Source organism: Rouxiella sp. S1S-2, from assembly GCF_009208105.1.
In the GTDB taxonomy this organism is placed as follows: domain Bacteria; phylum Pseudomonadota; class Gammaproteobacteria; order Enterobacterales; family Enterobacteriaceae; genus Rouxiella.
Window position 1 is genome coordinate 3,372,285 of sequence record NZ_WFKL01000001.1, and the last position, 25,655, is coordinate 3,397,939.

Below are 25,655 nucleotides of genomic sequence, written 5' to 3' on the forward strand. Positions count from 1 at the left end.
AACAGAAAAGGCTTTTCGTGACTCAACAAGTAGCGCTGATTACGGGGGCCAGTCGGGGCATTGGGCGACAGGTTGCCGAGCATTTTGCCCAACGGGGCTACAGTCTGATACTGTTGGCCCGTGATCCCTTTGGCCTTGAGGCCGCTGCCAGGTCGCTGCCCATTCAGCCCCATCAGCAGGTGCAAACCATTGCCACCGATATCGGTGATGCACCCGCCGTGGCAGAAAAGATTGCCGCCGCGCTGACTAATGTCTCTCGACTCGACGTGCTGGTGAATGCTGCAGGCATTTTTCGACCGGGATCCAGCCAGGCTACCTTGAGTGACTTTTCTGCCATGCTCGACACCAACGTCACGGCCGTTCATCATCTTTGCCAGCTTTGCATTCCAGCGCTGGCCCGTTCACCGAAGGCGCATATATTTAACCTCTCCTCGGTAAGCGGCATTCAGGCGTTTGGCGGCATTGCAGGCTACGCTGCCAGCAAGCACGCACTGGTTGGCTACAGCCTGTCGTTGAGTCGCGAACTTGCGACGCAGGGCATTAAAGTGACCGTGTTTTGCCCCGACGTGGTCGATACCGACATGGCCCGAGGCTCAGGCCTTGAGTCGCAGCAAATGATTGAAACCCTGGACATTTGTCGGGCTATAGAATTTGTCATGTCATTATCTCCGGCCGCCATGGTGGAACAACTGACGATCGGCCGCATGAGAAGATAATGAACATCATTTGTCCCTCCCAATAATGAGTACCCCTTTTACATGTTGGAACTAAAACAAGTCTCGCACGCGTTCGGCGAGCGTCAGGTATTGAACAATATTAGCCTGCAGCTCAATGAAAAACGCATTGGCGTCGTGGGTAGCAACGGCTGTGGCAAGAGCACATTTGCCCGTCTTCTCAACGGGTTGCTCATTCCGCAGCAGGGTGAGGTTATTGTTGATGGCCTGAACACCCGCGACAACGGAAAAGCCGTCAGGCGCAAAGTGGGGTTTGTGTTCCAGAATCCTGATAATCAGATTGTTTTTCCTATCGTTGAAGAGGACCTGGCGTTTGGCATGAAAAACCTCGGTCTGTCGAAAGAAGTGATCCGCGAACGTATTGATGCCACGCTGGCGCGTTACGACATGGAGTCTTTCAGGCAGCATCCTTCACACTTGCTCAGCGGCGGGCAAAAGCAGTTGATGGCGATTTCCGGCGTATTGGTGATGCAGCCTGATTATATCGTTTTTGATGAACCGACTACGCTGCTGGACCTGCGAAATAAAAAGCGTATTGCGCAGGCGATTAATGAGATGGAACAAAAAACCGTCGTGGTTTCTCACGATTTGGAGTTTTTGCAGGACTTCGAACGCATCCTGGTATTCGAACAGGGAAAAATAGTCATTGATGATATTCCCGCCGTCGCATTACCGGCCTATATCAGGATGATGTCATGACAGTCAGTGAATACCTGCCGGGAAATTCGCTTATTCACCGAATGCCACCGGGGCTGAAAATTTTATTCTTAGCGCTGCTCGGCACGCTGCTTTTCGTATTTCCAAACATGTCGTTTGCCTGCGCCACGCTGGCGATTATTGTGCTGCTCTATCCGCTGGCCGGTATTTCATTTCGGGTCATGCTCAGGCAAATTAGGCCGCTTATGGCTATTTTGGTGCTGCTGTTTTTGGTTCAGCTATTTATGGTGAACTGGCAGTCCGGCACGCTGGTGGTGGTGCGCTTGTGCGCATTGATGCTAACCGCCTCACTGATCACGCTGACCACCCGCAGCTCAGACATGATAGACGCACTCGAAAAACGGCTGTCGTGGTTATATTTCATCGGCGTTAATCCGGCAAAAATCAGTCTTGCACTCTCACTGGCGCTGCGTTTTATTCCGGTTTTGGCGGCCATTACGCATGATGTGCGTGAGGCGCAAAAGGCGCGAGGCTTAAATAACAGCGTGATTGCTGTGGCTATTCCGGTCATTGTCCGCACGCTCAAAATGGCGGATAGTATTGCCGCGGCGCTCGAGGCGCGGGCCTACGATCCACAGTCTCCTTATAGAACCAAAAAATCCTCAAAAAACGAGAAACAGAATGTCGACTAAAGATATTGTTTATATTGCATTATTTGCAGCCATCACCGCCGCGATGGGGCTTTTCCCCGCCTTCACTCTGCCGATTATTGCCGTACCGATCACCGCACAGTCGATGGGACCGATGCTGGCCGGAGCCATTGCGGGTGCCAAGCGAGGCGCATTGGCGATGGTCCTTTTTGACCTGTTAGTGATGATTGGTCTGCCGCTGCTGGCCGGTGGACGCGGGGGGCTAGGGATATTTCTCGGCCCGAGCGGCGGGTTTATTCTCGCCTGGCCGATTGCCGCCTGGGTTATTGGCTATCTGTATGAAAAAAATATACGCTCGCTTACAGTAGCCAAAGAGGCGTTATTTATCACCCTCGGCGGGATTGTGATTATTTACTCGTCGGGCATTCCGTGGATTGCCGCATTTGCTAAGATATCACTTTCACAGGCGGCGATCGGCGCAATGGGCTTTATCCCAGGCGACATTATTAAAGTTATTCTTGCGGTGCTTATCGTCAGGCCGGTCAGAAAAGCCTACCCGACTTTAGAGAGCCGTTAGAATTAAAAAGCTGCGTAGACTATGACGCAGCTTTAATTGACTCACGGGATTTAACGCTTTCACATTCTAATCAAAATCTTGCCTTTGCTGGAATGCGTCAATGCAGCTTCAACAGCATCGGAAATATTCTCCAGGCTAAATTCCGTGGCTATTTCAGTGTGCACTACGCCGCGCTGAATTAACCCCATTACCTGATCAATCTTATTTTGTACAGCCGATTTTTCCTGACTGTGCACCCACTGGCGCAAATGGAAATTCATAAAGCGAATATCCGGTCGTGAGCGCCAGAACTGCGGGGGAACAGGTTTTCCTGACAGCAGCCCATAGTGAATAAATTGTCCGCCAAGGTTCAGCATTTCGGCAAATACCAATGATTCGTCACCGCCGATACAGTCGAAAATAGCCTCCACGCCGCCGCTGCGCTTAATGGCAGCTAACGCCTGCGGATAAGCGGGATCGCTGGAATTATGCACCGACTCGAGCCGACAGTCGTCGAAAATATCAACGTTTTCAGGTTTGCGCACCACGGCTATCGGGGTTAATCCCATATTATTGGCCAGGCGAATAAGCATTTTACCGATCGCCGAGTTCGCGGCGTTAATCAAAATCCGCTGTCCGGGTTTATTGTCCAGCGCCTCGGTGAGCATCAGCAGCGCGGTCATCGGGTTCACGTAGCTGTTCACCGCCTGCCTGTCACTAATGAAATCCGGCAACGTAAAGCACCACTCGGGGCGCGTATCTTTATAAGTCTGCCAGTTGCCCATGCTGCCTATCGGCAACACTCTTTGCCCGACCGGCAGTTGACTCCCCAGCGGTGACTGTTCAATCACCCCAACACCTTCAAAACCCGGTACAAAAGGCACGGCAATACGTGAACGGTAGGCACCAGAAATGGTAATAATATCTGAAGGATTGATGGTGGCATAGACCATTTTAACGCGAGCATCGCCTCGCGCAAGGTCGTGCTGCGCCACATTTTCGAGATGTAAAACGTCGCGGATATGACCGAACTCTCTGACTATTGCTCTGGTGACCACTTTATCTTTCATGTAAAATTTCTTAAGAGAAGCCGTTTAATGGGCTAGTGTAATGGGTTTAAGGATAATTGAGAATGGGTCGTGTGAATATGGGTTGCATCAATGAATAGCCATAATGAGACTGACTCGTTTCGAGTATCAATGCGCGATATTGATCTCAACGGGCACGTACATAATTCAGTCTATTTAGATTACTTCGAAGATGCCGTAGTTAATCAATTACGCGCCCACGGTATGATGCAGTATTTCCGCCCCGCCACTTCAGGCGTGTCCTATCATGTCAAAAAATGTGAGGCAACATTCCTCCATCCCCTGTCGGTTGACGATATTATTACACCTGTGGTTTATATTGAAAAACTGGGCAACAGCAGTTTGATTTTTAATATCAAACTTGCAGTCAAAGCCCAACAGGTAATTTGTGCCGAAGGAAAACTGGTCTGGGTCTGTGTAAATATTGATGACAATAAACCGCGTCCTATTCCCGAAGAGACGCGAACGCAGCTGATTAATAAATTTACCTTTATTGAGGCAGAAGGTCAGCAGAATAAACCTCTCGGGGAAAATGCGCATCATGCCGGTTCACGATAAAGTTAAATATTACGCTTTAAATAAAGCGGCGCACACCGCCGTTAATATCGAGGAGCAAACCCTGAGCTGGCAGCAGTTGTTCCAGCGCGCGCTGTCAATATTTGCCGCCCTGGTACAAGATCCTGACACAGAACAGACTATCGCCGTGGCGTTGGGTAATGACCTGGAGTTTGTGCCTGCCTGGCTTGCCGCCACCGCCAACAAAAACGTGTGTGCGGTTATCGACCCCCAGTTACCTACCGAGCAACTGCGCGACGTGTTAAACCGACTTTCACCGCGCCTGATTCTGGTGAAGCGTGCGCAAACGGCAATTATTTCGCTGGCAAAAAGCCTAAACATTGACAGCCTGCCGATTGAGGACGTCGAAAACCTCGCCGACGCGCATCTTGGCTTTTATGAAGACGCCTTTGTGCAGGACGTAAACGCCACAACCCCTTTTCTGATTAACTTCACGTCGGGCACCACCAGCACGCCTAAGGCCTTTATGCGTTCTCGTCATTCATGGCGGGAAAGCTTTAGGAACGGTCAGCAGATTTTTGATTTAGCCACCGCATCTTCTACGCTGTTCCCCGGCCCGCTGTTTCACGGCATTGGCCTTTATTGCCTGAATGAATCACTGGATGCAGGCACCTCATTTTATTGTATGCAGAAATGGCAGGCGTCAAAGGCGCTTGAGATTATCCTGACACATCAGGTGCAGCGTCTGGTGCTGGTGCCGACCATGCTGACGGCTTTTGCACGCCTTGAATCGGTCGATGCACCGCATTTTTCAAGCATCACTCACCTGCTCAGCGCCGGTGCCAAGCTCGAAATGAACCACTACCGTACTGCACGCCGGCTTTTTCCCCATGCGCGTATTCAAGAATATTATGGCGCATCGGAACTGGGCTTTATTGCTGTTTCTACTCTGGATGATGAAAATGTCGAGCGCCAGCTGCCAACCGTCGGCCTGCCCTTTCCTGAGGTCAGTTGGTCGATTCGTGATGAGCACGGCCATCCTTTGGCGCAAAACAAACCCGGATTTATTTATCTGACCAGTGCGCAAGTCTGCTCGGGGTATTTGTGGGGCGACGACGGTAACGCCTTTAAAACCGAATCCTGGGGTTCTACCGTGCGCGACATCGGCTATATTAACCCGCAGGGCCAGCTGCACGTCATCGGTCGCAGCGGTGACATGGTGATAAGCGGGGGCAATAATATCTATCTTTCAGAAATTGAATCGGTGCTCAAATCTTACCCAGAGGTTATTGAAGCCGTCGTGCTGGCGGTAGATGATGAATATCTCGGCAAAAAGGCGATCGCCTTTTTCGAAAGTAATATTCTTGAAACCGATCAACTGCCTGCGCTTTGCCGGTCACAGTTGGCGAAATATAAAATCCCTGCCCAGTTCTGCAAGCTGGACCATTGGCCGCTGACGCCAAGCGGAAAAATCAAACGCAGCGTTCTGGAGAAAATGTACATCAATCATGAAATTAAATGACATCGCACTCAACTATCAGCCTGCGCCCGACGGTGAACCGGTTATCGTTGAAGCCTACCGCACACCGGTCGGCAAGGCCTACGGCATGTTTGCTACTCTACCGATGGAAGCGCTGCTTGCCCCGTTATTTCAAAAAATCCTCAGCCACTCAAAAATCGACGCAGCGCAAATAGATGAAGTCATTCTTGGCAATGCCACGGGCGGTGGCGGCAATATTGCAAGGCTGGCCGCCCTGCACGCCGGATTGCCGCAGTCGGTTCCGGCAGTCACTATAGACCGCCAGTGCGGTTCAGGACTTGAGGCGATTATCAACGCCTGTCGCCTGGTTCAGGCCGGTGCCGGTGAGTGTTTTATTGCCGGCGGCGTTGAAAGTGTCAGCACGGCGCCATGGCGGGTAGAAAAACCGACCAGCCTCAAGCAGATGCCGCGTTTTTATGCCCGAGCGCGATTCTCACCCGATGAAATCGGCGACCCAGAGATGGGCTTTGCGGCAGAAAACGTGGCGGTGAAATGTGCGATCAGTCGCCAGCGTCAGGATAATTTTGCATTGCGCAGCCACCAGCGCGCGGTCGAGGCTATCAAAAATGGCCTGTTTACAGACGAAATTGTGCCGGTTGAGGTTGAGGGCAAGCCGCTGGGCCTGGATGAGTGCCCGCGCCACAATGCCTCACTCAGCGCTCTGGAAAAGTTGTCGCCGGTGTTTACAGAAGGAGGAACGGTCACGGCGGGAAACTGCTGTCCTCTGAACGACGGTGCATCGTTAGTGCTGATCATGAGCCGTAAAAAGGCCGTCGAAATGGGTTATACCCGCGGCCTAAGATTTGTTGATGCCTGTAGCGCTGGTGTTGATCCCAACCTTTTGGGACTGGGTCCGGTGCCTGCCACGCAAAAACTGCTCGCCCGCCAATCGGCCCTGAATATAGAAAATATCAGTGTTATTGAGTTCAACGAGGCCTTTGCTGCTCAGGTTCTGGGATCGATTGATGCCCTGAATATTGACGAAAACCGCATCAATCTGCAGGGCGGCGCGATTGCGCTCGGACATCCTTATGGCGCGTCGGGGGGAATTATGGTGACGCGAATTTTTAGCCAACTGATACGCCAGCAAAGCCCCGAGACGCAGGCTAATGACTCACAGTTTGCCATGGCCATGCTGGGCATCGCCGGGGGTATTGGGCTCAGCGCACTGTTTAAAGCCGCTGAGTTTTGATGCCATTACCCGCCCTGAGCCAGGACATAAGGGCGGTATTATTGACCTTTCCATATCGGTTCACGCTTTTCGCTAAAAGCGCGTCCGCTTTCTAAAAAATCATCGCTTTGCTGTATGCACTGCAACTCTTGCGCAATCTGCGCCTCCAGCGTGCTTCGATCGCCATAAAGACCGTGGTTTATCAGCGCATTAGACGCCTGCACCGCCAGTGGTGCATTGCGGGTAATACGGTTCGCTAATTCCAGCGCCACGTTGAGCAGGCTTTCTCTGTCACTAAGCCGATTAATCAGCCCCAGCTCGGCGGCGCGCACCGCCTCCAGCGCGGTGCCGGCGAGAATCATCTCTTTGACCACCGCCGCAGGCAGTAAGCGGGTTAGCTGAGATACACCGCCGCCGACTGGCAGCAGACTGTGACGTGTTTCCGGCAGCGCCAACCGAACGTTTTTCTCCGCAACAAGTAAATCGCACTGCAGCGCCAGCTCCAAACCACCGCCGAAGGCATTACCGTTGAGGGCAGCGACCCACACCTTGCGTCTTGGCATAAATTGCAGAGGATTATATCCTCCGCTGGCATTAAGTAGCCCCTTTCCGCCATCAACAAAGGCTTCATGCAAGTCAGCACCGGCACAAAAGGTTTTTTCACCGCTGCCGGTAAGAATAACCACATCAATGGTCGCGGTTGTTTCCGCATAGGCAACAACCTCGCCCAGCTCTCTCACCATCTGGCTGTTATAGGCGTTGTGAGCCTGCGGCCGATGTAAAGTGACCACAACTACCCGGTCGGTAAGCCGTTGCAGGACAATCGTTTCGAAAGGCTGTTTCTCAAAATCGGTATTATCAGTGCTCATTGGGGGCCTAAACATTGCACAGTCAGTGTTATGAACAACACCGTCATCAGAGAGGTAAATAGTACCTGCCTATTCTGCGCCTCGCCAGCCCAAGGTCCGATACGGCTCAATGTTTCAGGCGCGATAAAACGCAACAGCAATCAAAATCAGCGTCACGCCCGCGATGACCGTGTAAAGGCTTTCCGCCCAGTCGGTGGCTAGTTTTCGGGTCTGAGCACGCAGGTTTCTGTTAATCCACGGCTGTGGGCTGTATTTTTCATTTACCCACAGCAGTAACAGTAGCAGCGTTGCAGCGCCGTTTGCGCGATGATTAAGTTCGGAAGCTAACCCGTTTTGCACCCAGCTTGCCAGGGCAAATAGCAGGCCCACCATGGCCAGCGTGGCCAGTCCTGAAGATAAGACGGTCATAAGGACACGGCCCTGGGTTTGCCGATTGAGTGGTTTAGTTTCTGTCTGTGATTCGCTGCTCATTCTTTTCATCCTCTGTGCGCTTTCACGTCTGTCATAGATAAATTTATTTCATCTATCCAACGTTGCAAATCAAGCTTACATCCCTTACTTTGGGTCAATCAAAGTCAAAGAATTCAGCCATGGATGAAAATATCTCATCATGAAAGAGAAGCGCCTGCCACCGCTTGGGTCACTTAAGGCTTTCGATGCTGTCGCCCGTTTTGGCAGTTTTAAGCGCGCAGCCGATGAAATTGGGGTCACACCTACCGCCATTAGTCATCAGATACGCGTGCTGGAAGAGTCTTTGAACGCGGTGGTTTTTGTGCGCAATGCGCGTGAAGTGACTCTCACAACGGCCGGCTTGAGATTGCAGCAGGCCACCGTGCGCGCCTTTGCCGACCTGCAGGAGGCGGTTAACGACATTTATCGCGCCCAATTGCCACCCGCATTAACCTTGTCCACCACCTCAAACTTTCTCACCCACTGGTTGGTGCCGCGCCTTGCACAGCTCAAGGCCAGCGTTCCGTTGTTGGATTTACGGCTGCACACCAGCGTAGAGTTGGTTGACCTGGTTAAGGATTCAGTAGACGTTGCCATTCGTTACAGTATGCAGCCTGATGAAACGCTGGACTCAACCCTGCTGCACGAAGACAGTTTTGTGCTGGTCGCCAGCCCGAATTTGGAACTCACCCAACGCGATCAGTTGACACGGACCACGCTGTTTCACGTTGAGAATCGTCATATTCCCAATCCTTCTCCCGATTGGCAGCACTGGCATCGCCTTTACGGGCCTGAGTCGTTGAATATCGATGCAGGACTGCGGTTTACCGACGAAACTCACGCCATTCAGGCGGCGATTGCCGGGCAAGGTGTCGCTATTGTCAGTCGCCTGCTGGCAAAAGATTTTATTGATAAAAACATTCTCGTCGTACCGTTTGAACACGCCCTTCCCGGCGGCAAATATTATTTTGTCACCCGTAAGGAGAAGGCCCAACGCGCTGACGTTCAGGCGTTAAAAACCTGGATTATCGGCAGCATCAGCGCATAGTGACGGCGTTATTATCAGCAAACAGCCAGGGCGCTCGAGCACGACGTTTTTGCTCCTGATACAGCGGATCGGCTGCGGGAATACTGTCGATTAGCGAGCGGGTATAATCGCTGGCCGGTCGTGAGAAAAGCTCAAATACCCTTCCCTGCTCCACTACAGCACCGTTTTTTAACACCAGCGCCGACTGACAAAGACTGCGCACCACCGCCAGGTCATGGCTGATAAACAAGCAGGCAAATTGATACTCCTTTTGCAAATTCCTTAACAACGCAAGGATGCTTTCCTGGATTGACACATCCAGCGCGGAGGTCGGCTCGTCGGCAATCAGCAACTGTGGATTAAGCGCAATCGCACGCGCGATGGCAATTCGCTGACATTGGCCGCCAGAAAGCTCGTAGGGATATTTTTGATGCCATTCTGCAGGCAAGCCAACCTGATCAATCAGTGACTTAACTCGCTTCAAAATTTGGCTGTCATTCATGGCACTGTGAGTCTGTAAAGGTTCAGCGACCGATTGCCCCAGCGTCATCCTCGGGTTTAACGAACTTAACGGGTTCTGGAAAATAGCCCCGATGCGCGATTTAATGCTTTTACTGCGCGGCTGATAAATAGGTTCTCCCGCCAGAGTCAGGGTGCCACGGTCTGGTTTTATCACCCCGAGCAGGCTACGCCCGAGCGTGGTTTTACCCGATCCAGACTCTCCCAACAGGCCAAGAAACTCGCCCTTGCCGACGCTGAAAGAGACACCGTTGACAATGGTATGTTTCTTTCCAAAACCTGATGAATAGCTTATGTGCACATCATCGACCTGCAAAAGCGGAGTGAAATTTTCCTTTACCGCGGTTAGCGCGGAGTGAGAGGACGGAATGGCCGCCAACAGCTGCCGCGTATAGGCATTCTCCGGGGTGTGGAACAGCGTTTTGGCCGCGCTGTTTTCGACTATTTTCCCCTGACGCATCACTATCACTCGCTGGGCAATATCGGCCACCACACCCATATCGTGGGTGATGAGCAGCAGCGCCATACCAAACTGCTGATTGAGGCTAAACAGCAAGTCGAGTATCTCTTGCTGGGTGGTCACATCAAGCGCGGTGGTAGGCTCATCGGCAATCAATATTTTCGGTCGTCCGGCCAGCGCCATGGCAATCATAATGCGCTGTATCTGCCCACCCGAGAACTGGTGGGGAAAATTCTTCAGACGTTTCTCCGGCTGCACAATGCCTACCTGTGACAACAGTGCTACGGCGCGGGATTTGCGCTGCCTGGCGTTAAGGTGCGGCTCACACAGGGCGATAGATTCATCCAGCTGTTTGCCTATCGAGAACACGGGGTCGAGTGAGGAACTGGGGTCCTGAAATATCATGGCGATTTCCCGCCCTCTGAGGGCGGAAAGTTGTGCATGATTTAAGTCGAGCAGATCGACCCCTTGAAAGAGGATCTTTCCGCTAATGTCGGCATTCGCTGGCAGCAGGCCCGGAATGGCCTGCGCGATGGCTGACTTTCCGGCACCCGATTCGCCAATCACCGCAACAATTTCACCGGCGTTCAGACTCAGGCTAACCTGATTAACCGCCGTCACCTCACCGCCGTATCCGCGATAGCGCACGGACAGCCCCTTAATACTCAACAGTGGCGGGTTAGCGGGCATGCGTGATAAGCCCCTGCTCCAGCCAGCTGTCTAATCGAGGAATAGCAATGGCGTAAACTTTAAACGCCCTTTTTAGATTCTCGATAGAAACAAACTCATCGGGACCATGCGGAGATCCATGTCCGGCGGGGATAAAATCAGGTCGAACAGAAACGCTTTCACCGTTAAACGACAGCGCCGGATTACGCCCAAAGCCGGGGCCAAAGGTGATGGAGTCTGGCAGCACGCGGGCGTGTGTGCCGCCGCCCATGGTATAAGGCTCGGTTTTAGTGCCTGCAATTGAATCAAAGGTTTGCTGCAGGCGCTGCACCAGCAGGCTATTTTTATCGACGTGCATCGGCGAGTCATCGCGCAATACCGTTAGGTCACCCTTTATCGGTTCAATCGCCCGTTCCAACGCGGCAAACAGCGCCGCCTTGTCGGTGGATATTGGGTAGCGAATATCAAAATAGACCTCAACACCATGCTCACCCGGAATAATCAATCCGCCATTCAGCGTAAGCTTGCCGGTTTGCTGGTCCTCAAAGGCGATGCCTGCGCCCTCACCCCAGGGGTCTTCAAGCAGTTGGGCAATCAGTTTAGCGGCCGCAAGGTCGGCATCGGCAAGCAAGCCTGCGGCAACCGCGGCGTTAAGCAGCAGCGGTATGGCATTTTGGGTGTTTTCAGGGAAAGCCGCGTGCCCAGATTTACCGTGCGAGACCAGCAGAACATCGCTGCCATCAAGGCTTACCGAAACTTTATCTCGCAACGCGACAGGGAGGCCTGCAATGGCGGTTTCAATTTTCGAAAGCGCTGTGTCGGCAAAACGCAGCGTCGCGCTGGCCGGAACCGCATTTTCCGCCACGCCCGCCGAGAGTCGCGTTAACAGCGGACCGGTTGGAATATGCAGAATAAGATTCAGGCCACCTTTTTGCGCATAGTTGACCGGAAAGCCGCCGTCGGTAATCACTGAAAAGCGCGGAACCGGTCCATTTTCGGCAATATATTTAATATCGCCCATGCCAATTTCTTCCGCCCCGCCATAAATAATGCGCAGTTTATGATGCAGTGAGACGCCCAAGTCACGGAAAGCGCGCAGCAGGTAGAGGTCCAACAGCGCCGGGCCTTTGTTATCCGATGCGCCACGCCCAATCACGAACCCCTCTTTGTGAAAAGGCTCGAAAGGAGCAAAGGTCCAGTTGTCGCCGGGCGGAACCACGTCGAGGTGTGAGATTAACCCCAGGTCTTGCGTATCGGTACGATTATCAGAAAGCACAGAAATGGCATATCCCTGATGCTCTTCGGTGGCAAAGCCGAGTTTTTCCGCTTGTGCTTTGACATGCTGAAAAACGTTGTGCACTTCGATGCCAAAGGGCTTGCCGTCCTGCGCTAATTTCTCGTCGGCAATGCTCGGATAAGCCACCCACTTAAGCAGGTCCTGAATAAATTCTTCACGATGTTGCTCAAACCAGTGCTCAATTTTTTCCGAAAAAATCTTTTCCTCTGCGGATAACTTTCCGGTAAAGCCGTTTTCTTGAAGTGATTGACTCATACGTCTCTCCTGTAGAGATAGTTTCAGCTAGGTAAGGTGGATATCTTTAATCGGCACTGCCGGTCGGGGGTTTAGCACTCTTGAAAGTCCCTCACCGATAAAATTGATGGCTAATACCATCAGCACAATCGTCAGTCCTGGCGGGACCCACAGCCACCATTCGTAGTCAATAACCCTGATACTCTGCGCCGCCGAAAGCATATTTCCCCACGAGGGTTGCGGCTGCTTAACGCCCAGTCCGATAAAACTCAGCGCGGCTTCGGCCAGAATGGCATTCGCGACCGCCAGCGTGAGATTAACGATTATCGGCGCATAGGCATTCCTCAGCAGATGCCGATAAACGACAGTAAAACTGTTAACCCCCATCGACTTGGCGGCCTGAACATAGCCACTTTCTCTAAGCGAAAGTAACTCTGCTCGCACCAGTCGGGCTATTCCGGTCCAGTGAAGCACACCAATGATTAAAATAACGTTCCATGAGCTTGCGCCAAGGATAGCGGCGAGCGTAATCGCCATCGCGTAGAAGGGAAAACACATAATAATATCGGTGGCGCGCATAATAAGCATATCGGCAATACCGCTTTTATAACCGGCAATACTGCCCAGTAAAATGCCGAGCACGGCCTGAAAAAATACCGCTGCCAGCGCCACCATGATGGAAACTCGTCCGCCATACAGCAGCCTTGCCAATACGTCGCGGCCAATTTCATCCGTGCCCAACCAATGTTCACCGTTTGGCGGTGCCTCAATACCGTATAAATCCATTTCGTCGGGGCTGTGGGCGGTAAGCCAAGGCGCAAATACCGCCAAAACAGCCAGAATAACCAGCAAGGTTATGCCACTCACAAAATACTTGTCTTTAAACAGCGGGTGTAATCGAGACTTCTGCCGACGGGCGAGGGTTTCATTTTCGAGCATCATGGTGTCAACCTCACTCGTGGATCGGCGAGTGCATAAAGAATGTCGGCGATAATATTAATTGCCAGGGTAATAACGGCCAAAAACAGCACTACGCCCATCAATAACGGGTAGTCACGTGCCTGAATAGCGTCAAAGCTCAAGCGCCCAATGCCCGGCCAATTAAAGATAATTTCAGTCAACAGCGTTGATGAGAGCAGCGCGGGGATCTCCATGCCGATCATTGTTATGAGTGGCTTGGCGGCATTTTTCAGCAAGTGAGGGAAAATCACGCCTGACCTTTTCATCCCTTTGGCAAACAACGCCCTGATGAAATGTTGACGGGTTAGCTCGCTAATGCTGGCGCGCAAATAGCGGCTAAATATCGCGATATTGCCTACTGCCAGGGTCACTGCGGGCAAAACAAGATGTTTGCCAACGTCAATCACTCTGTCGATACCGGTGTCATTACTGCCCAGCGTGGAGACCCCCGAGACCGGAAACCAGTGCAGATTCATGGCAAAGACCTTCACCAACAATATAGCGATGAAAAAGACCGGGATGGATACGATAATAAAAGACAACAGTGAGACGCTGATATCTGCGTAAGAACCCCGTCGCAGGCCGAGATAAATTCCGAGCGGTAAAGCAATCAGCAGGGTAATAAAAAGCGAACTGCCCGCCAGAAGCAGCGTATTTAACACTCTTTCATTGATAAGCGTTAATACCGGTGCACCACTGTGCAGCGAATAACCCAAGTCGCCAAATATCGCACGTGAAGCCCAGCGCAAATATTGAATCCCGACGGGGTCAAGATAACCGGCCTGACGCAGCATTTCCTGCTTTTGCTCGGGCGTGGTTTCGGGTGAAATCATGCCAACAAGTGGATCGCCGGGCTGCAATTTTATTAAGAAGAATACCACCAGCGAGATGCCAATCAGCACCGGTATGGAAATAAGTATTCTGCGTAAAATAACCCTTATCATAAAATTCCCGAAATAGAGTGAACGGGTTTTATAGCCAGTCTGCACTATAAAACCCTGTACTGTGAATGGGTTACTGTTTAACGGTCCAGTTAGTTACATCGGCGAAAGGTTCATACGGATAAGAGTGATAATGCGTCACCCTTTTGCTCAACGCATACCCCTGATTGGGAATGTAGAGCCAGACGTGAGGCACTTCTTCATTGACGGCCTTTAGCCAATCGCCAATATGGGTCTTAAGCTTGTCAGGGTCGATAGTGGCGTTAAACTGATTGGCATCGCCGTCTAACTGCGGCGTGGAAAATCTTTCCCACCAGAAGTTATTATCATATTGCCCGGGCCGGAAAGTTCCGCCCATCAATACGCCGTCATAGCGCTTATTCTTGTCCTGCAAAATGGAGAGCGTTGCGTTAAAGTCGGCGACGTTAAGCACGACATTAATACCTATTTTTTTCAGGTTTTGCTGAATAATAGGTGCTGTCAGTTCACGGGTTCTATTACCCGTCGGATAGTTAAGGGTAAAGATAAAATCCTTGCCGTCCTTATCAACAAAACCGTCACCATTAGTGTCGGACCACCCTGCTTCTTTTAATAGCGCCTTGGCCTTTTCAGGATTGTAGGCGTAATTATTGAGGTCTTTAGGATAGTAAGGGCTGTGCGGATTATCTTTAGTGTTAAACAGTTCGCCGTGTCCGTACAAAAGCTTATCGACAATTGCCTGGCGGTCGATGCCATAGACCAACGCCTGTCTAACCCGCCGGTCAGCCAGATTTTTATTGCGCGTGTCGAGCGATAAATACTGCGCCCCGACGCCCGGTTGTTCAACAATTTGAATACCGGCATTTTTATAAGTTTGTAAATCACGACCGTTCCAGGACGAAAGCTCGGCAATATCAACGTCGCCGTTAATCAGTTCATTTTGAACCGTCTGCGCATTGGATATTTTAAAAATCAGCGTCTTGGTTTTAGGTTCACCGCCGAAGTAGTCTTCGTTTCGTTCAAGTTTGACGTACTGGTCGGGTAAAAATTCCACAAACTTGTAAGGTCCAGTGCCGACCGGTTTTCGCAGCAACTCGGTCGCTTTGTTCCACTCTTTGACTGGCACCTTGCTCCAAATATGTTCGGCCAGTACTGGACGATCGGCAAAATGGGAGAACGCAGCAGCATACGGCGCATTGAAGGTAAAACTGATAGTTTGCGGGTCGATGACCTTGATACCCGCCAGTGTTGACGTCTTACCGGCGTGATAATCCTCATATCCCACCAGGTGTTTCACAAAATCAGGCGTGTCTTTAGGGAATCCGCCATCGGCTTCGGTGGCATAAGTGAAATAGACATCGTTGGTGGTGAAGGCAACGCCATCGTGCCATTTTACACCCGGCCTTAAATGCAGCGTCAGCGTTTTACCGTCATTGGAATAATCGTATTTTTCTGCCAACGACGGTTTGGGATTTTGATTTTCATCAAGCGTAAAAAGACGGCCGAAAACGGTAAATATGATGGCGCGATCATAATCAGTGAAATAAAGAGTAGGATGGAAAGTTCCGCTTGGATTACTCCAGATAGCGTAGCGGATAATACTGTTACTGTTATTATTTTCTGCCGCCGTGACGTTGAACATCGTCAGACTCATGGCAGCAAAAAAGATTGCCTTTGATAATACTTTCATTACTACCCCAGATAAAGTTGCAATAATTCAGTCCGCCAATGATATTTTCGGCGATAAAAGTAAAACGGAGAATCGGTGACAACGCACTAATTTTTAACAAAATTAAGGGCTGACCGAGGGTTATGCAAATACTTTAAATGGTAATGCTTATCTAATAATCAAATCAGTGAGGCTCAGCGCTTTATGGCCGCGATCCACTGCACGAAATAAAGTAATGCGTTATCTGTACTGCAAAAAATAAAGGGATTCTGTACCTTAAAATCTGCCCGATGTCTCAAGTATGATGACTTCATACTTCTTAGATACTGGGATGATCATGACAGGCCTTTCAGCTTTTCTGGCAGGGATGCTGGTATATATCGTCGGAACGGCAACGCCGGGACCGGGAAATCTTTCTATTGCCAATGCCGCCATGAACTATGGACGAAGAGCAGGGTTTACCCTCGCCGCGGGCGTTATTTCCGGTTCGCTGTGTTGGGGGACAATGACCGGTTTCGGCATGTCGGCGCTGCTGACTTCATCAGGCAAATTTATTTTCTGGCTAAAAATCGCCGGTGCCTGTTATCTGCTGTGGCTGGGTTGCAAAGCCGTCAGAAGCGCCGTTGCTAATAAACCTGCATCGGCAAGAAAGCCGCAGACTTCGCCGACTTCAACGCTGGGATTTTATCTTCAAGGCTTGGGCATTCACCTGACCAATCCCAAAGCCGTACTGACCTGGTTTACGGTAACCAGCGTCGGCATGAGCGCCGCCACGCCTTCATGGGGAGTATTCCTGCTGATTGGCAGCTGTGCGTTAACCGGTATGATAATTTTTTGCCTCTACGCGCTAGCATTTTCGGCCCGCTCCGCCGAAGCCTTTTTCTTGCGCACGCGCCGCTATTTCGACCTTATCTGCGCCGGGTTTTATCTGCTCTTCGCCGGAGGATTTATTATTTCATTGTATTAAGCCTAGCGGCTTTTAATTAGTAAGCCCAGGCCGGTCAATATTTGCCACAGAGTAATGGGATAAACCGAGGCGCGCTCTATAACGCCGATAGGAAAAATATTATAGGTAAGGGTGACCATACACAGCAGGCCAAGGCAGCCTAATATCAGGCTTAATGCGCCGTAACGGCGAAATCCCGCTCTGAAACACATCACGCAGCCGACGGTAATTAGACACAAATTACCGCCGGCGATGGCCATGACGGCACCGACCTGATGCGGTGTAACGCCGGTGCTTTCACCGCCGCTGTGAAACAGAGCAATCATCACGCCGCCCACGGCGTGAATTAATCCGGTGGCAATAAACACACCGCGCCCGATACCGTTAAAATTATGGCGCAGCAACCAGCAGGCGATGAAAAACAGTACACCCTCAATCGCAAATCCGCCGTTCATCAGGTCATGCAGTGGGGAACGAAGCGGGATCCCGAGGTCGCTGATGTAGTTTTGACTGTATGAATAGTGTGGATTGGCCCAGCTCAGAGCGCTGAGTTTTTCTGCCAGCAAATATTGTAATCCGCCAAGGCTGAAGCACAGTGCACCCCATTTTTGCCAACCCGTATCACTTCGCATACATTCTCCTATCAGGCTACGCTTTCAACCCGCGGCGGGTCATTTTGCAACTGCTGACGACGGCGCAGGCCTGGGAACCACTTCATCCACAGCGCCACCACAACCAGAGTGCCTATCCCCCCCACCGCCGCGGCGGGAACGGCACCCAGCCAGGCAGCCAGCATGCCGGACTCGAATTCGCCAAGCTGGTTGGAAGTATTAATAAAGATTGAGTTTACCGCGCTAACGCGGCCGCGCATATCGTCCGGGGTATCAAGCTGCACCAGCGCACCGCGAATTACCATACTTATCATGTCAAATCCGCCGAGAGCAAACAGCGCCAGCATTGATAACCACAGGGTACTCGACAGCGCAAACACCAGCGTAGCGACGCCAAAGCCGGCCACGGCGGCAAACATAATCATACCGACATTGCGAGTCAGCGCATGACGGCTGAGCCAGAATCCCACTAGCAGAGCACCTACCGCAGGCGCACCGCGCAGCAGGCCGAGGCCCCACGCACCGGTGTGCAAAATATCGTGAGCAAAAATCGGCAATAGCGCGGTGGCACCGCCGAGCAATACGGCAAACAGGTCGAGTGAGATAACCCCCAGCACGTCAGGGCGGTTGCGGATAAAGTGAATGCCGGCAAACAGCGTTTTGAAGGTAGCCGGCACGCGGCGAGGCAGCGCTTGTTCATATCGCAGGCGACTGACCATAAACACCGAGGTGAAATAAAGCACGGCGCAGACGCCATACACCACCTCAGCTCCGGCGATATACAGCACGCCGCCCAAGGCGGGACCCACCATACCTGCCGCCTGACCGGCAATGCTGTTGGCCGCCATCGCGCGCGGTAATATTGCCGGTGGCACCAGCGCCGGAAGCATCGACAGTAAAGACGGCCCCTCCATGGCTTTAGCCGTTGAGTTGATAAACACCAACCCCAGCACGACCCATTCATCAACGTGATGAGTGAAGGTCAGTACGGCCAGGCCAATAATGGCCAAGCCCTGCACACACTGCGCCAATACTACCACTCGTCGCCTGTCGAACTGATCGGCAATATGTCCGGCAACCAGCGCCAAAGATACTGAGGGCAAAAACTGCACCAGACCAATCAGGCCCAAGTCCAGAGCGCGGCCAGTCAAAGAGTAAATCTGCCAACTCACCACGATGGTCAGCATCTGAAAACCAAAGCTTGAAGAGGCGCGTGCTATCCAAAAGGCGACAAAGGAGCGGTGCTGCAGTAGCGAATCCGGGTTAGCGGAAGGAGGAGGCATGATGGATCCCTGAAAGAAAATAGTTCTATTGTTAATAGTTATTAGACGATGCAATAAATCATTTTTACCATAAAAAATTAACAAAACTAAAAAATATCAATTCTGATGGATAAAAAAACCGCCGAGGCTAAAATTCGGCGGTTATCTTGACTTGGTGCGTGCTGATGAAGGATCTTAGCTAACGGCGCTGAGTGCGTCTGCTGCCCTGCCCCGGCCCGGAATATGGCTCAGCAATTGGCGCGTGTAGTCCGTCTGCGGACTATCAAAAATTTGTGCCACGGCGGCCTGCTCGACCACCTTGCCGTGCTGCATGACCACCACATAATCAGAAATTTGCTTCACCACCGCCAAATCATGAGAAATAAACAGGTAGCTAAGCCCAAGCTCGCGCTGCAAACGGTCAAGCAGCGTTAGAATCTGTGACTGCACGGCAGCGTCCAGCGCCGATACCGGTTCATCTAGCACCACCAGCTCCGGTGAAATCGCCAGTGCGCGGGCGATAGCCACTCGCTGACGCTGCCCACCTGAGAGCGCAGTCGGGCGCACGTCCAGCAAACGCTGCGGCAGTTCTACGCTGTCCATCAGCCACTCGGCGCGCGCTCTCCTGCTCTGTCTATCGCCGATGCGAAAAGCACTCAGCGGCTCGGTAATAATCTCCTCCAGCGTCAGTTTGGGATTCAGCGAAGCATAGGGATTTTGATACACCACCTGCACACGACGGCGAAACGCCTGCCATTCGGCCCGACTCGGTGCGCTAAAATCACGCCCGTCAAACTCAATCTGACCGCTGTCTGGGATTTCAAGGCCCAAAAGCATGCGCACCGTGGTCGATTTCCCCGAGCCTGACTCGCCGACAAGGCTGGTTGTTCCGCCACGCACTACCGGAAATGAAACACCATCGACCGCGGTAAAGCTGCCCTGTCCGCGGCTTGAAGCGAAGCGTTTAACTAATTGGCCGGCACGCAGCAGCACCTCGGTAGGGTGTAAAACTGGCCGACGCGGCACCTCAAAAAAGGCCGGTGAAGCCTGCAGCAACTGCCGCGTATAGGCATGACGCGGCTGATTAAACAGCGCGGAGGCCGGACCGGTTTCAACCACCTTACCGTGCTGCATCACCAGCACGCGGTCTGCCCGTTCAAGCGCCACCTGCAGGTCGTGTGTTATCAACAACAGTGCAATCCCTTTGCTGCGCACAATACCTTCAAGGGCATCCAGCACCTGTTTTTGCACGCTAACGTCCAGCGCGCTGGTCGGTTCATCGGCAATAATCAGTTTCGGATGATGACTCATCGCCATCGCCAACAGTACGCGCTGTCGCATACCGCCGGAAAGCTGATGCGGATAGCTGTGCAATATTCGCTGCGCGTCGTGCAACTCCACTTCGGCCAGCAGGCTTTCAACCCGCAGCGCCGCCTGTTTTTTACCGACGCCGTGCAGCGTCAGCGCCTCAAGCATCTGTTTGCCAATCGTTTGTATTGGGTTGAGCGACTGTGCGGGGTCCTGCGGAACAAAACCGATATCCAGTCCACGCAGCCTTTGCCACTGACGCTGACTGGCATTTTCCAGCCGCTGTCCGGCAAGCTCAATCGAGCCTGAAATGCGGCGTGCCTGCTTGCCCAACAGACCGACCAGCGCTGAAGCGGTGGTCGATTTTCCTGAACCTGAGCCTCCCACAATAGCTAACACTTCACCCGGCGCGAGATGTAAGTCGAGACTGTCGACCGCGCGCAGCGTTTGCCCGTCTTTCAAGACATAGTCAATGATGAGCTGCTCTACCGACAGCAGCACGGGCCGAGCTCCCTGCTGAGCATCCGGTTGAATGTCCTGTTCAATAGTGTGGCTCATTGTTCCTCCGCTCTGTCTTGTATGAACCCGGCTACCCGATTCGTTGCCAACACGGCGAGCACAATCATCAGTCCCGGCAGCGTGGTGTACCACCAGGCGGCGGCAATGTAATTACGGCCTTCGGAGACCAGAAGCCCCCACTCAGGCTGCGGCGGTGGTGCGCCAAACCCCAAAAAACTCAGTGCCGAAACGGAAAGCAGTGCAAACCCCAGCTCAAGCGCCGCCAGCGAAAGCACCGGTGCCAGCGCGTGAGGAATAATATGACGACGGATAATCGTCAGATGGCTGACGCCCCCAGCACGAGCGGCTTCAACAAAGAGATTGACTTTGCTGCGCAACACTTCACCGCGTGACAAACGGGCAAAGGTGGCAATCGATGACAGGCCGACGGCGATAGCAATATGCAGCGTCCCGAAACCCAATACGGTGACAATGGCCATTGCCAGCAGCAGGTTGGGAATGGCCATTAGCACGTCGATAACGCGCATAAACAGCTGATCGGTACGTCCGCCGACATAGCCAGAAACCACCCCAATCGTAGCCCCGACCACCAGCGCAATCGCCACCGAAAACAGCGTTGCCTTAAGTGTCAGCGCGGTACCGAACACGGTGCGACTGTAAATGTCTCGCCCCAAGTGATCAGTGCCAAACCAGTGCAGGCCCGAGGGTGGCTGCAGCGCTACCAGCGGATTGCCAACCAGCGGATCCTGATGGGCAAAAATACCCGGCGCAATGCCCCACAGCGCAACCAGCAGCAAAATCGCCAGGCTAAGCCATAGCGTAAAGGCAAAACGCGCTGTCAAAGCAAGCCGCTGTTCGGCGGGAAGAATGAGGCTCATTTTCCACCTCCTGAAGAAACGCTGCCCAAACGCGGGTCAAGCAGCGGGTAAAGCAAGTCGACCACGAAGTTAACCAGTACAAACACCACCGCTGCTGTCAGCACCACACCCTGCACCACCGGAATATCCTGCGTTGCGACAGCGCCCTGTGCCAGTCGCCCCAGCCCTTCGCGCGAGAAGATAGTTTCGGTGACCACAGCACCGGCCAAAAGATGGCCAAAAATCATGCCAGCCAGCGTCAGCAGAGGTATCGCCGCGTTTGGCAACACGTGCCGCCACAGCAAATGCGCCGTACTCGCGCCTTTAAGCCGCAGTGCGTCGATAAACGGCCTGCGCCACACTTCGGCCAGAGAACGACTCATCACCTGAGCCAGCGTTGCCGCCGTGGGCACCGCTAGCGTTAAGGTCGGCAGCACCAGCGATTGCCATCCCTGATTACCCATTGCCGGAAACCAGGCGTGGCTGAACGAAAAAGCCTGCAACAGCAGCAACCCAAGCCAGAAGGTCGGCAACGCCGCCCCCAGTGAAGGCAATGCCAACAGTGCCGATTTTACTCTTCCCGCGGGCAGTACGCTGACGCCCGCCGCCAGCCCTCCGCCAATCAACACCGCCACCACTAGCGCACAAAGCGCCAGCAGCAACGTCGGTGGCAGCGCCTGCAACACGAGACGCGTTACTGGGTCACCACTCACGATTGAACGCCCCAAATTAAGATGCAACAGGTCCCACAGTGCCCAGGCGTACTGAATATAAAACGGCCTGTCGAGGTGGTACAGCGCCTTAAGCGCATTAACCTGCGCGATGTCCACCGTGCTCTGCTCACCCTGATTGAGCATGATGGTCACCGGGTCAGACGGTAAAATGTAGAGGATCAGAAACGTCAGCGAATACGCCGCCCATAGCACCGCTAAACTCATCAACACCCTCTTCAGCAGCCAATGCAGGCGCAGTCCGGGGACATTGATCTTGTCGATCGGGTTATCCGAGATCCAGGCTTTGTCAGTCATAGCGTTTCCTCTCTCAATCAAGACTTCGGCGCGAGCCAGGTGTCATAAAGCTGGAACCGTGACGATGCATCATAGCGGAAACCGTGCACGTTGCTGCCAGTCGCAATAACGGTCGCCAATTCCACCAGTGGAATAGCGTCGCCATCTGCAATCAGACCCTTAGCGGCGTCAGTCACCAGTTGCTGGCGTTTCACTGTGTCTAACGTCTGGCTTGATTGCTGCAGCGAGGTGTCAATCTCATTGGCTGTGCGCTTGTTGACATTTCGCCCGCCCGGACCGGCGTCAAACACCGTACGTAAAACGTCGGGATCGGAACGCGTCAGGTTATAGAACTCAGTTTCCTGCGTGCCACTCGACTGACGGGCAATCACCTGCCCTATTGGCGCTTTTTCAAGCTGCATATCGATGCCCACTTTTTTAAACTGCTGCTGTACCAGTTCTATAAACGGTGCTGACTGCCAGAAGGTCAGCGTGAAGCTCAACCGCTTGCCGTCTTTCACCCTAATTCCATCCGCACCCAGCACCCACCCGTCTTTTTGCAGCACGTCGGCTGCCGCCTGCGGGTCGTGTTTAAGCTCGCTGCTCAAGTCCTGATACAGTGGCGTAGTCTTCGCTAATACCGAGCTGGCAGGTGCCTGATAACGCGACAAAATAGGCTGTAGCGCAGCTCTGTCGACGGCGAGATTCAGTGCCTGTCGGACGTTTTTATCCGCCATCAGTGCCATCGACTGATTAGGGTAAAGGCTGTAAACCAGCCCTGGATTCGTGCGGGCAATAATCGGTAACTTTTTAGCCAGTATCAGCGGTTCATCCTGCGGCGTAACGCCTGCATTGAGGTCGAGTTGGCCCGACACCAAGCTGCCGAAGCGCACGCCCGATTCGGGAATAACGCGGTACTCAATGCCGTCGAGATAGCTGTCGCCCTGATGTTGCGCCAGGGAAGACGGCCATTTGTAACCGTTGCGGCGGCTGATATCGACCTTCTGGTTGTGAATAAATGTCGAGAGCACAAACGGTCCGGTGCCGACCAACTCGCCCTGACAGCGCGCATCAACCGTGGCCTGCACCGTTTTGCTGGCAAAGAATCCTAAACTCATGGTCGACGTTGCCTGCAGGAACTGCGCATTCGGCTGAGCGAAAACGATGGTGACGTGCTGCGCATCAGGCGTGTCCACTTCTGTGAGGCCCTTCAGGTAGGTTGAAGCCAGCGAGGCGCGCGCCCCCATGGCAACAATCGCCTGCAGATTCTCCTTCACCGATTGGGACGTAAACGCCGTGCCGTCGCTGAAGGTTACGCCGTCGCGCAGAGTAAAGGTAAAGCGGCGGTTGTCGTCACTGACCTGCCAATCGGTGGCCAGCCATGGCACAATTTTACCGGTCGCCGGATCCTGATCTGTTAATGAGTCAGTTAACTGGCGGCCAATATTAAGCGAATTGTTATTCCCTACCTGCTGCGGGTCGAGGCAATTGGGATCGGTATCAATCCCTATTACCAGTTTTCCACCGACGTGCGGCGCTTCGGGTGCCGCTTTATTATCTGCGCTGGAGGAGGCGGCGGGTTTGTCACAGGCGGAGAGCGCCGTGGCCATCATCAGAGGTAAAACAAACCGGCGCAGTCGCGCGCCGGTTATCAAAGAAGTGGTAAAAGGTCCCTGTTGCACGTGCCTATCCTTTTATTTATTTGGCCGCGACGCTGGCGTTAGATTCACGCACTTTGTTCTTATTGGCGTAACGGTTGGTTTTAAACGGAATATCTAAACGCTGGCGCAGTGTTTGCACTTCACTCGTCGGATGCCAGTAGCCACGCTCGGCGAGAATAGGCAGAACCAGACGCGTCACGTCGTCCAGCGCTTCGGTCAATATCGGGCCGCTGATGATAAACCCACTGGCACCGCCGGCTTCAACCCAGCGAATAAAGGTGTCGGCAACCTGCTCAGGCGTGCCAAAGAACTCGCCTTTAGGCAGCGTGGTCTGGAAAGCAATATCGCGCAGCGACAGATTTTCTTCTTTTGCACGACGTTTAATTTGGTCAGTGGTGGAACGGAAGGTGTTTTGTCCCAAATCGCCGACGTCAGGGAACGGTCCGTCGAGTGGATACTGCGAGAAGTCGTGATGGTCAAAGAAGCGACCCAGATAGGCCAGCGCGTCCTCCACCGACAGCAGCGAAAGCAAGTGCTGATATTTGGCTTCGGCCTCTTCTTCGGTTCGGCCAACGATGGGGCTTATCCCTGGGAAAATGCCCACCGGATGACGGTTGTTTTTCGCCACTTCTTTCTGCAGCTTGGCGGCGTATGCCTGCGCCTCTTCCAGCGTGCGCGCATTGGTAAATACCGCGTCGGCCGACTTGCCTGCCAAACCAATACCGGTATCAGACGCGCCCGCCTGGAAGATAACCGGTTGTCCCTGTGGAGAACGTTGAATATTCAACGGGCCTTCAACTGAGAAAAAACGTCCTTCATGATTAAGCTTGTGCAGTTTTGACGCATCAAAAAATACGCCGCTTTCACGGTCACGCGTAAAGGCATCGTCTTCCCACGAGTCCCAAAGCCCCTGCACGACGTTGATATACTCCTCAGCAATCTGATAACGCAGCGAATGCTCTGGATGGTCCTTGCCAAAGTTTTTGGCCGATCCTGCCAGAGGAGAGGTCACCACGTTCCAGCCCGCTCGGCCCTGACTGATGTTATCAACCGACGCCAACTGGCGCGCAACGGTGAACGGATCGCTATAAGAGGTAGAAATTGTGCCCGCCAGGCCAATGCGCTGAGTCGCCGAGGCCAGCGCGGAAAGCAGCGCGATCGGCTCAAAGCGATTCAGGAAGTGCGGCAGGGATTTTTCATTAATGTGCAGACCGTCAGCGACGAACAGGAAGTCGAAGTTTGCCGCTTCGGCGCGCAGGGCCAAATCGCGGAAATAGGGGAAATTAACACTGGCATCAGCCGGGGCTTTTTCATGACGCCAGGAGTTCATATGTCCGCCAGCACCGTGCAGCATCAGGCCTAATTTAATACTTTTCTTGGAATGACTCATTGTAAGCATCCTTATTACAGATAGGTTTTATTTGATATTTCCATAAAACCCACAGCACACTAAATACAAAAACCTTCCATCCTATGCCGGTAATTAGATAACCCCCCA

The 25,655-nt window shown here is 52.8% G+C and carries 24 protein-coding genes; 9 read left to right on the plus strand and 15 right to left on the minus strand.

Annotation, left to right across the window (positions count from 1 at the left end; all coding sequences use genetic code 11):
* The first annotated feature begins 17 nt into the window (after nt 1-17).
* Genes GA565_RS15515 through GA565_RS15530 form a run of 4 tightly spaced genes read left to right on the plus strand, consistent with a single transcriptional unit; the run spans nt 18 to nt 2,618 of the window.
* On the plus strand, nt 18-716 hold the full coding sequence (locus tag GA565_RS15515; protein WP_152199214.1) for an SDR family oxidoreductase: 699 nt from the start codon (nt 18-20) through the stop codon (nt 714-716).
* A gap of 42 nt (nt 717-758) precedes the next feature.
* The gene (locus GA565_RS15520) at nt 759-1,433 is read left to right on the plus strand and encodes an energy-coupling factor ABC transporter ATP-binding protein (protein ID WP_152199215.1); all 675 of its coding nucleotides are present in this window, start codon (nt 759-761) and stop codon (nt 1,431-1,433) included.
* A complete protein-coding gene (locus tag GA565_RS15525; RefSeq protein WP_152199216.1) occupies nt 1,430-2,083 on the plus strand; it encodes an energy-coupling factor transporter transmembrane protein EcfT in 654 nt (217 codons plus the stop codon). Before GA565_RS15520 ends, GA565_RS15525 begins: the two co-directional genes overlap by 4 nt.
* Nucleotides 2,073-2,618 carry a biotin transporter BioY gene (locus GA565_RS15530; RefSeq protein ID WP_152199217.1) on the plus strand — a complete coding sequence of 182 codons (546 nt, stop codon included), beginning with the start codon at nt 2,073-2,075 and terminating at the stop codon, nt 2,616-2,618. Before GA565_RS15525 ends, GA565_RS15530 begins: the two co-directional genes overlap by 11 nt.
* Before the next feature lie 59 nt (nt 2,619-2,677).
* Here the strand turns inward: GA565_RS15530 and GA565_RS15535 are convergent, their stop codons facing one another.
* On the minus strand, nt 2,678-3,667 hold the full coding sequence (locus GA565_RS15535) for a zinc-dependent alcohol dehydrogenase family protein (RefSeq protein WP_152199218.1): 990 nt from the start codon (nt 3,665-3,667) through the stop codon (nt 2,678-2,680).
* A gap of 90 nt (nt 3,668-3,757) precedes the next feature.
* On the opposite strand from GA565_RS15535, the gene GA565_RS15540 reads away from it, so the two are divergent.
* The 3 genes from GA565_RS15540 to GA565_RS15550 are packed head-to-tail and all read left to right on the plus strand — an operon-like array spanning nt 3,758 to nt 6,933.
* The gene (locus GA565_RS15540) at nt 3,758-4,243 is read left to right on the plus strand and encodes a thioesterase family protein (protein WP_152199219.1); all 486 of its coding nucleotides are present in this window, start codon (nt 3,758-3,760) and stop codon (nt 4,241-4,243) included.
* Entirely contained in the window at nt 4,227-5,723 is a 1,497-nt protein-coding gene (locus GA565_RS15545) for a class I adenylate-forming enzyme family protein (RefSeq protein WP_152199220.1), read from the plus strand. Before GA565_RS15540 ends, GA565_RS15545 begins: the two co-directional genes overlap by 17 nt.
* Complete coding sequence (locus GA565_RS15550) at nt 5,710-6,933, plus strand: thiolase family protein (protein ID WP_152199221.1); 1,224 nt, start codon at nt 5,710-5,712, stop codon at nt 6,931-6,933. The genes GA565_RS15545 and GA565_RS15550 overlap by 14 nt, the downstream gene beginning before the upstream one ends.
* A 38-nt stretch (nt 6,934-6,971) precedes the next feature.
* On the opposite strand, the gene GA565_RS15555 is transcribed toward GA565_RS15550, so the two are convergent.
* Nucleotides 6,972-7,781: an enoyl-CoA hydratase/isomerase family protein gene (locus GA565_RS15555; protein ID WP_152199222.1), complete on the minus strand. Its 810-nt coding sequence runs from the start codon at nt 7,779-7,781 to the stop codon at nt 6,972-6,974.
* Between the two features lie 114 nt (nt 7,782-7,895).
* The gene (locus GA565_RS15560; protein ID WP_152199223.1) at nt 7,896-8,252 is read right to left on the minus strand and encodes a hypothetical protein; all 357 of its coding nucleotides are present in this window, start codon (nt 8,250-8,252) and stop codon (nt 7,896-7,898) included.
* Nucleotides 8,253-8,391: 139 nt separating this feature from the next.
* On the opposite strand from GA565_RS15560, the gene GA565_RS15565 reads away from it, so the two are divergent.
* The gene (locus GA565_RS15565) at nt 8,392-9,279 is read left to right on the plus strand and encodes a LysR substrate-binding domain-containing protein (protein ID WP_152199224.1); all 888 of its coding nucleotides are present in this window, start codon (nt 8,392-8,394) and stop codon (nt 9,277-9,279) included.
* On the opposite strand, the gene GA565_RS15570 is transcribed toward GA565_RS15565, so the two are convergent.
* The 5 genes from GA565_RS15570 to GA565_RS15590 all read right to left on the minus strand — a co-directional run bounded on the left by GA565_RS15570 (nt 9,269) and on the right by GA565_RS15590 (nt 16,007).
* Nucleotides 9,269-10,927: an ABC transporter ATP-binding protein gene (locus GA565_RS15570; RefSeq protein WP_152199225.1), complete on the minus strand. Its 1,659-nt coding sequence runs from the start codon at nt 10,925-10,927 to the stop codon at nt 9,269-9,271. The genes GA565_RS15565 and GA565_RS15570 overlap by 11 nt on opposite strands.
* Nucleotides 10,917-12,458: a Sapep family Mn(2+)-dependent dipeptidase gene (locus GA565_RS15575; RefSeq protein WP_152199226.1), complete on the minus strand. Its 1,542-nt coding sequence runs from the start codon at nt 12,456-12,458 to the stop codon at nt 10,917-10,919. Before GA565_RS15575 ends, GA565_RS15570 begins: the two co-directional genes overlap by 11 nt.
* 27 nt (nt 12,459-12,485) lie before the next feature.
* Nucleotides 12,486-13,379, minus strand: coding sequence for an oligopeptide ABC transporter permease (opp4C, locus tag GA565_RS15580; RefSeq protein ID WP_152199227.1), 894 nt, complete (start codon nt 13,377-13,379; stop codon nt 12,486-12,488).
* A complete protein-coding gene (locus tag GA565_RS15585; RefSeq protein WP_152199228.1) occupies nt 13,376-14,341 on the minus strand; it encodes an ABC transporter permease in 966 nt (321 codons plus the stop codon). The genes opp4C and GA565_RS15585 overlap by 4 nt, the downstream gene beginning before the upstream one ends.
* 70 nt (nt 14,342-14,411) lie before the next feature.
* Complete coding sequence (locus tag GA565_RS15590; RefSeq protein ID WP_152199229.1) at nt 14,412-16,007, minus strand: ABC transporter substrate-binding protein; 1,596 nt, start codon at nt 16,005-16,007, stop codon at nt 14,412-14,414.
* A 316-nt stretch (nt 16,008-16,323) separates the two neighbouring features.
* Here GA565_RS15590 and GA565_RS15595 point away from each other — a divergent pair, with 316 nt between their 5' ends.
* Nucleotides 16,324-16,953 (plus strand): LysE family translocator, encoded by a 630-nt coding sequence (locus tag GA565_RS15595; RefSeq protein WP_152199230.1) that lies wholly within the window; start codon nt 16,324-16,326, stop codon nt 16,951-16,953.
* A 2-nt stretch (nt 16,954-16,955) separates the two neighbouring features.
* On the opposite strand, the gene GA565_RS15600 is transcribed toward GA565_RS15595, so the two are convergent.
* From GA565_RS15600 to GA565_RS15630, 7 genes are all read right to left on the minus strand, one after another.
* Nucleotides 16,956-17,564, minus strand: a complete 609-nt coding sequence (locus GA565_RS15600) for a DUF998 domain-containing protein (protein ID WP_152199231.1) — start codon at nt 17,562-17,564, stop codon at nt 16,956-16,958.
* Nucleotides 17,565-17,575: 11 nt separating this feature from the next.
* Nucleotides 17,576-18,826 (minus strand): MFS transporter, encoded by a 1,251-nt coding sequence (locus GA565_RS15605; RefSeq protein WP_152199232.1) that lies wholly within the window; start codon nt 18,824-18,826, stop codon nt 17,576-17,578.
* 174 nt (nt 18,827-19,000) lie between these two features.
* Nucleotides 19,001-20,671, minus strand: coding sequence for an ABC transporter ATP-binding protein (locus GA565_RS15610; protein WP_152199233.1), 1,671 nt, complete (start codon nt 20,669-20,671; stop codon nt 19,001-19,003).
* Nucleotides 20,668-21,510: an ABC transporter permease gene (locus tag GA565_RS15615; protein WP_152199234.1), complete on the minus strand. Its 843-nt coding sequence runs from the start codon at nt 21,508-21,510 to the stop codon at nt 20,668-20,670. Before GA565_RS15615 ends, GA565_RS15610 begins: the two co-directional genes overlap by 4 nt.
* On the minus strand, nt 21,507-22,517 hold the full coding sequence (locus GA565_RS15620) for an ABC transporter permease (RefSeq protein ID WP_152199235.1): 1,011 nt from the start codon (nt 22,515-22,517) through the stop codon (nt 21,507-21,509). The genes GA565_RS15615 and GA565_RS15620 overlap by 4 nt, the downstream gene beginning before the upstream one ends.
* 17 nt (nt 22,518-22,534) lie before the next feature.
* Entirely contained in the window at nt 22,535-24,178 is a 1,644-nt protein-coding gene (locus GA565_RS15625; RefSeq protein WP_226950976.1) for an ABC transporter substrate-binding protein, read from the minus strand.
* 16 nt (nt 24,179-24,194) lie between these two features.
* Entirely contained in the window at nt 24,195-25,547 is a 1,353-nt protein-coding gene (locus GA565_RS15630) for an LLM class flavin-dependent oxidoreductase (protein ID WP_152199236.1), read from the minus strand.
* Nucleotides 25,548-25,655 lie beyond the last annotated feature (108 nt).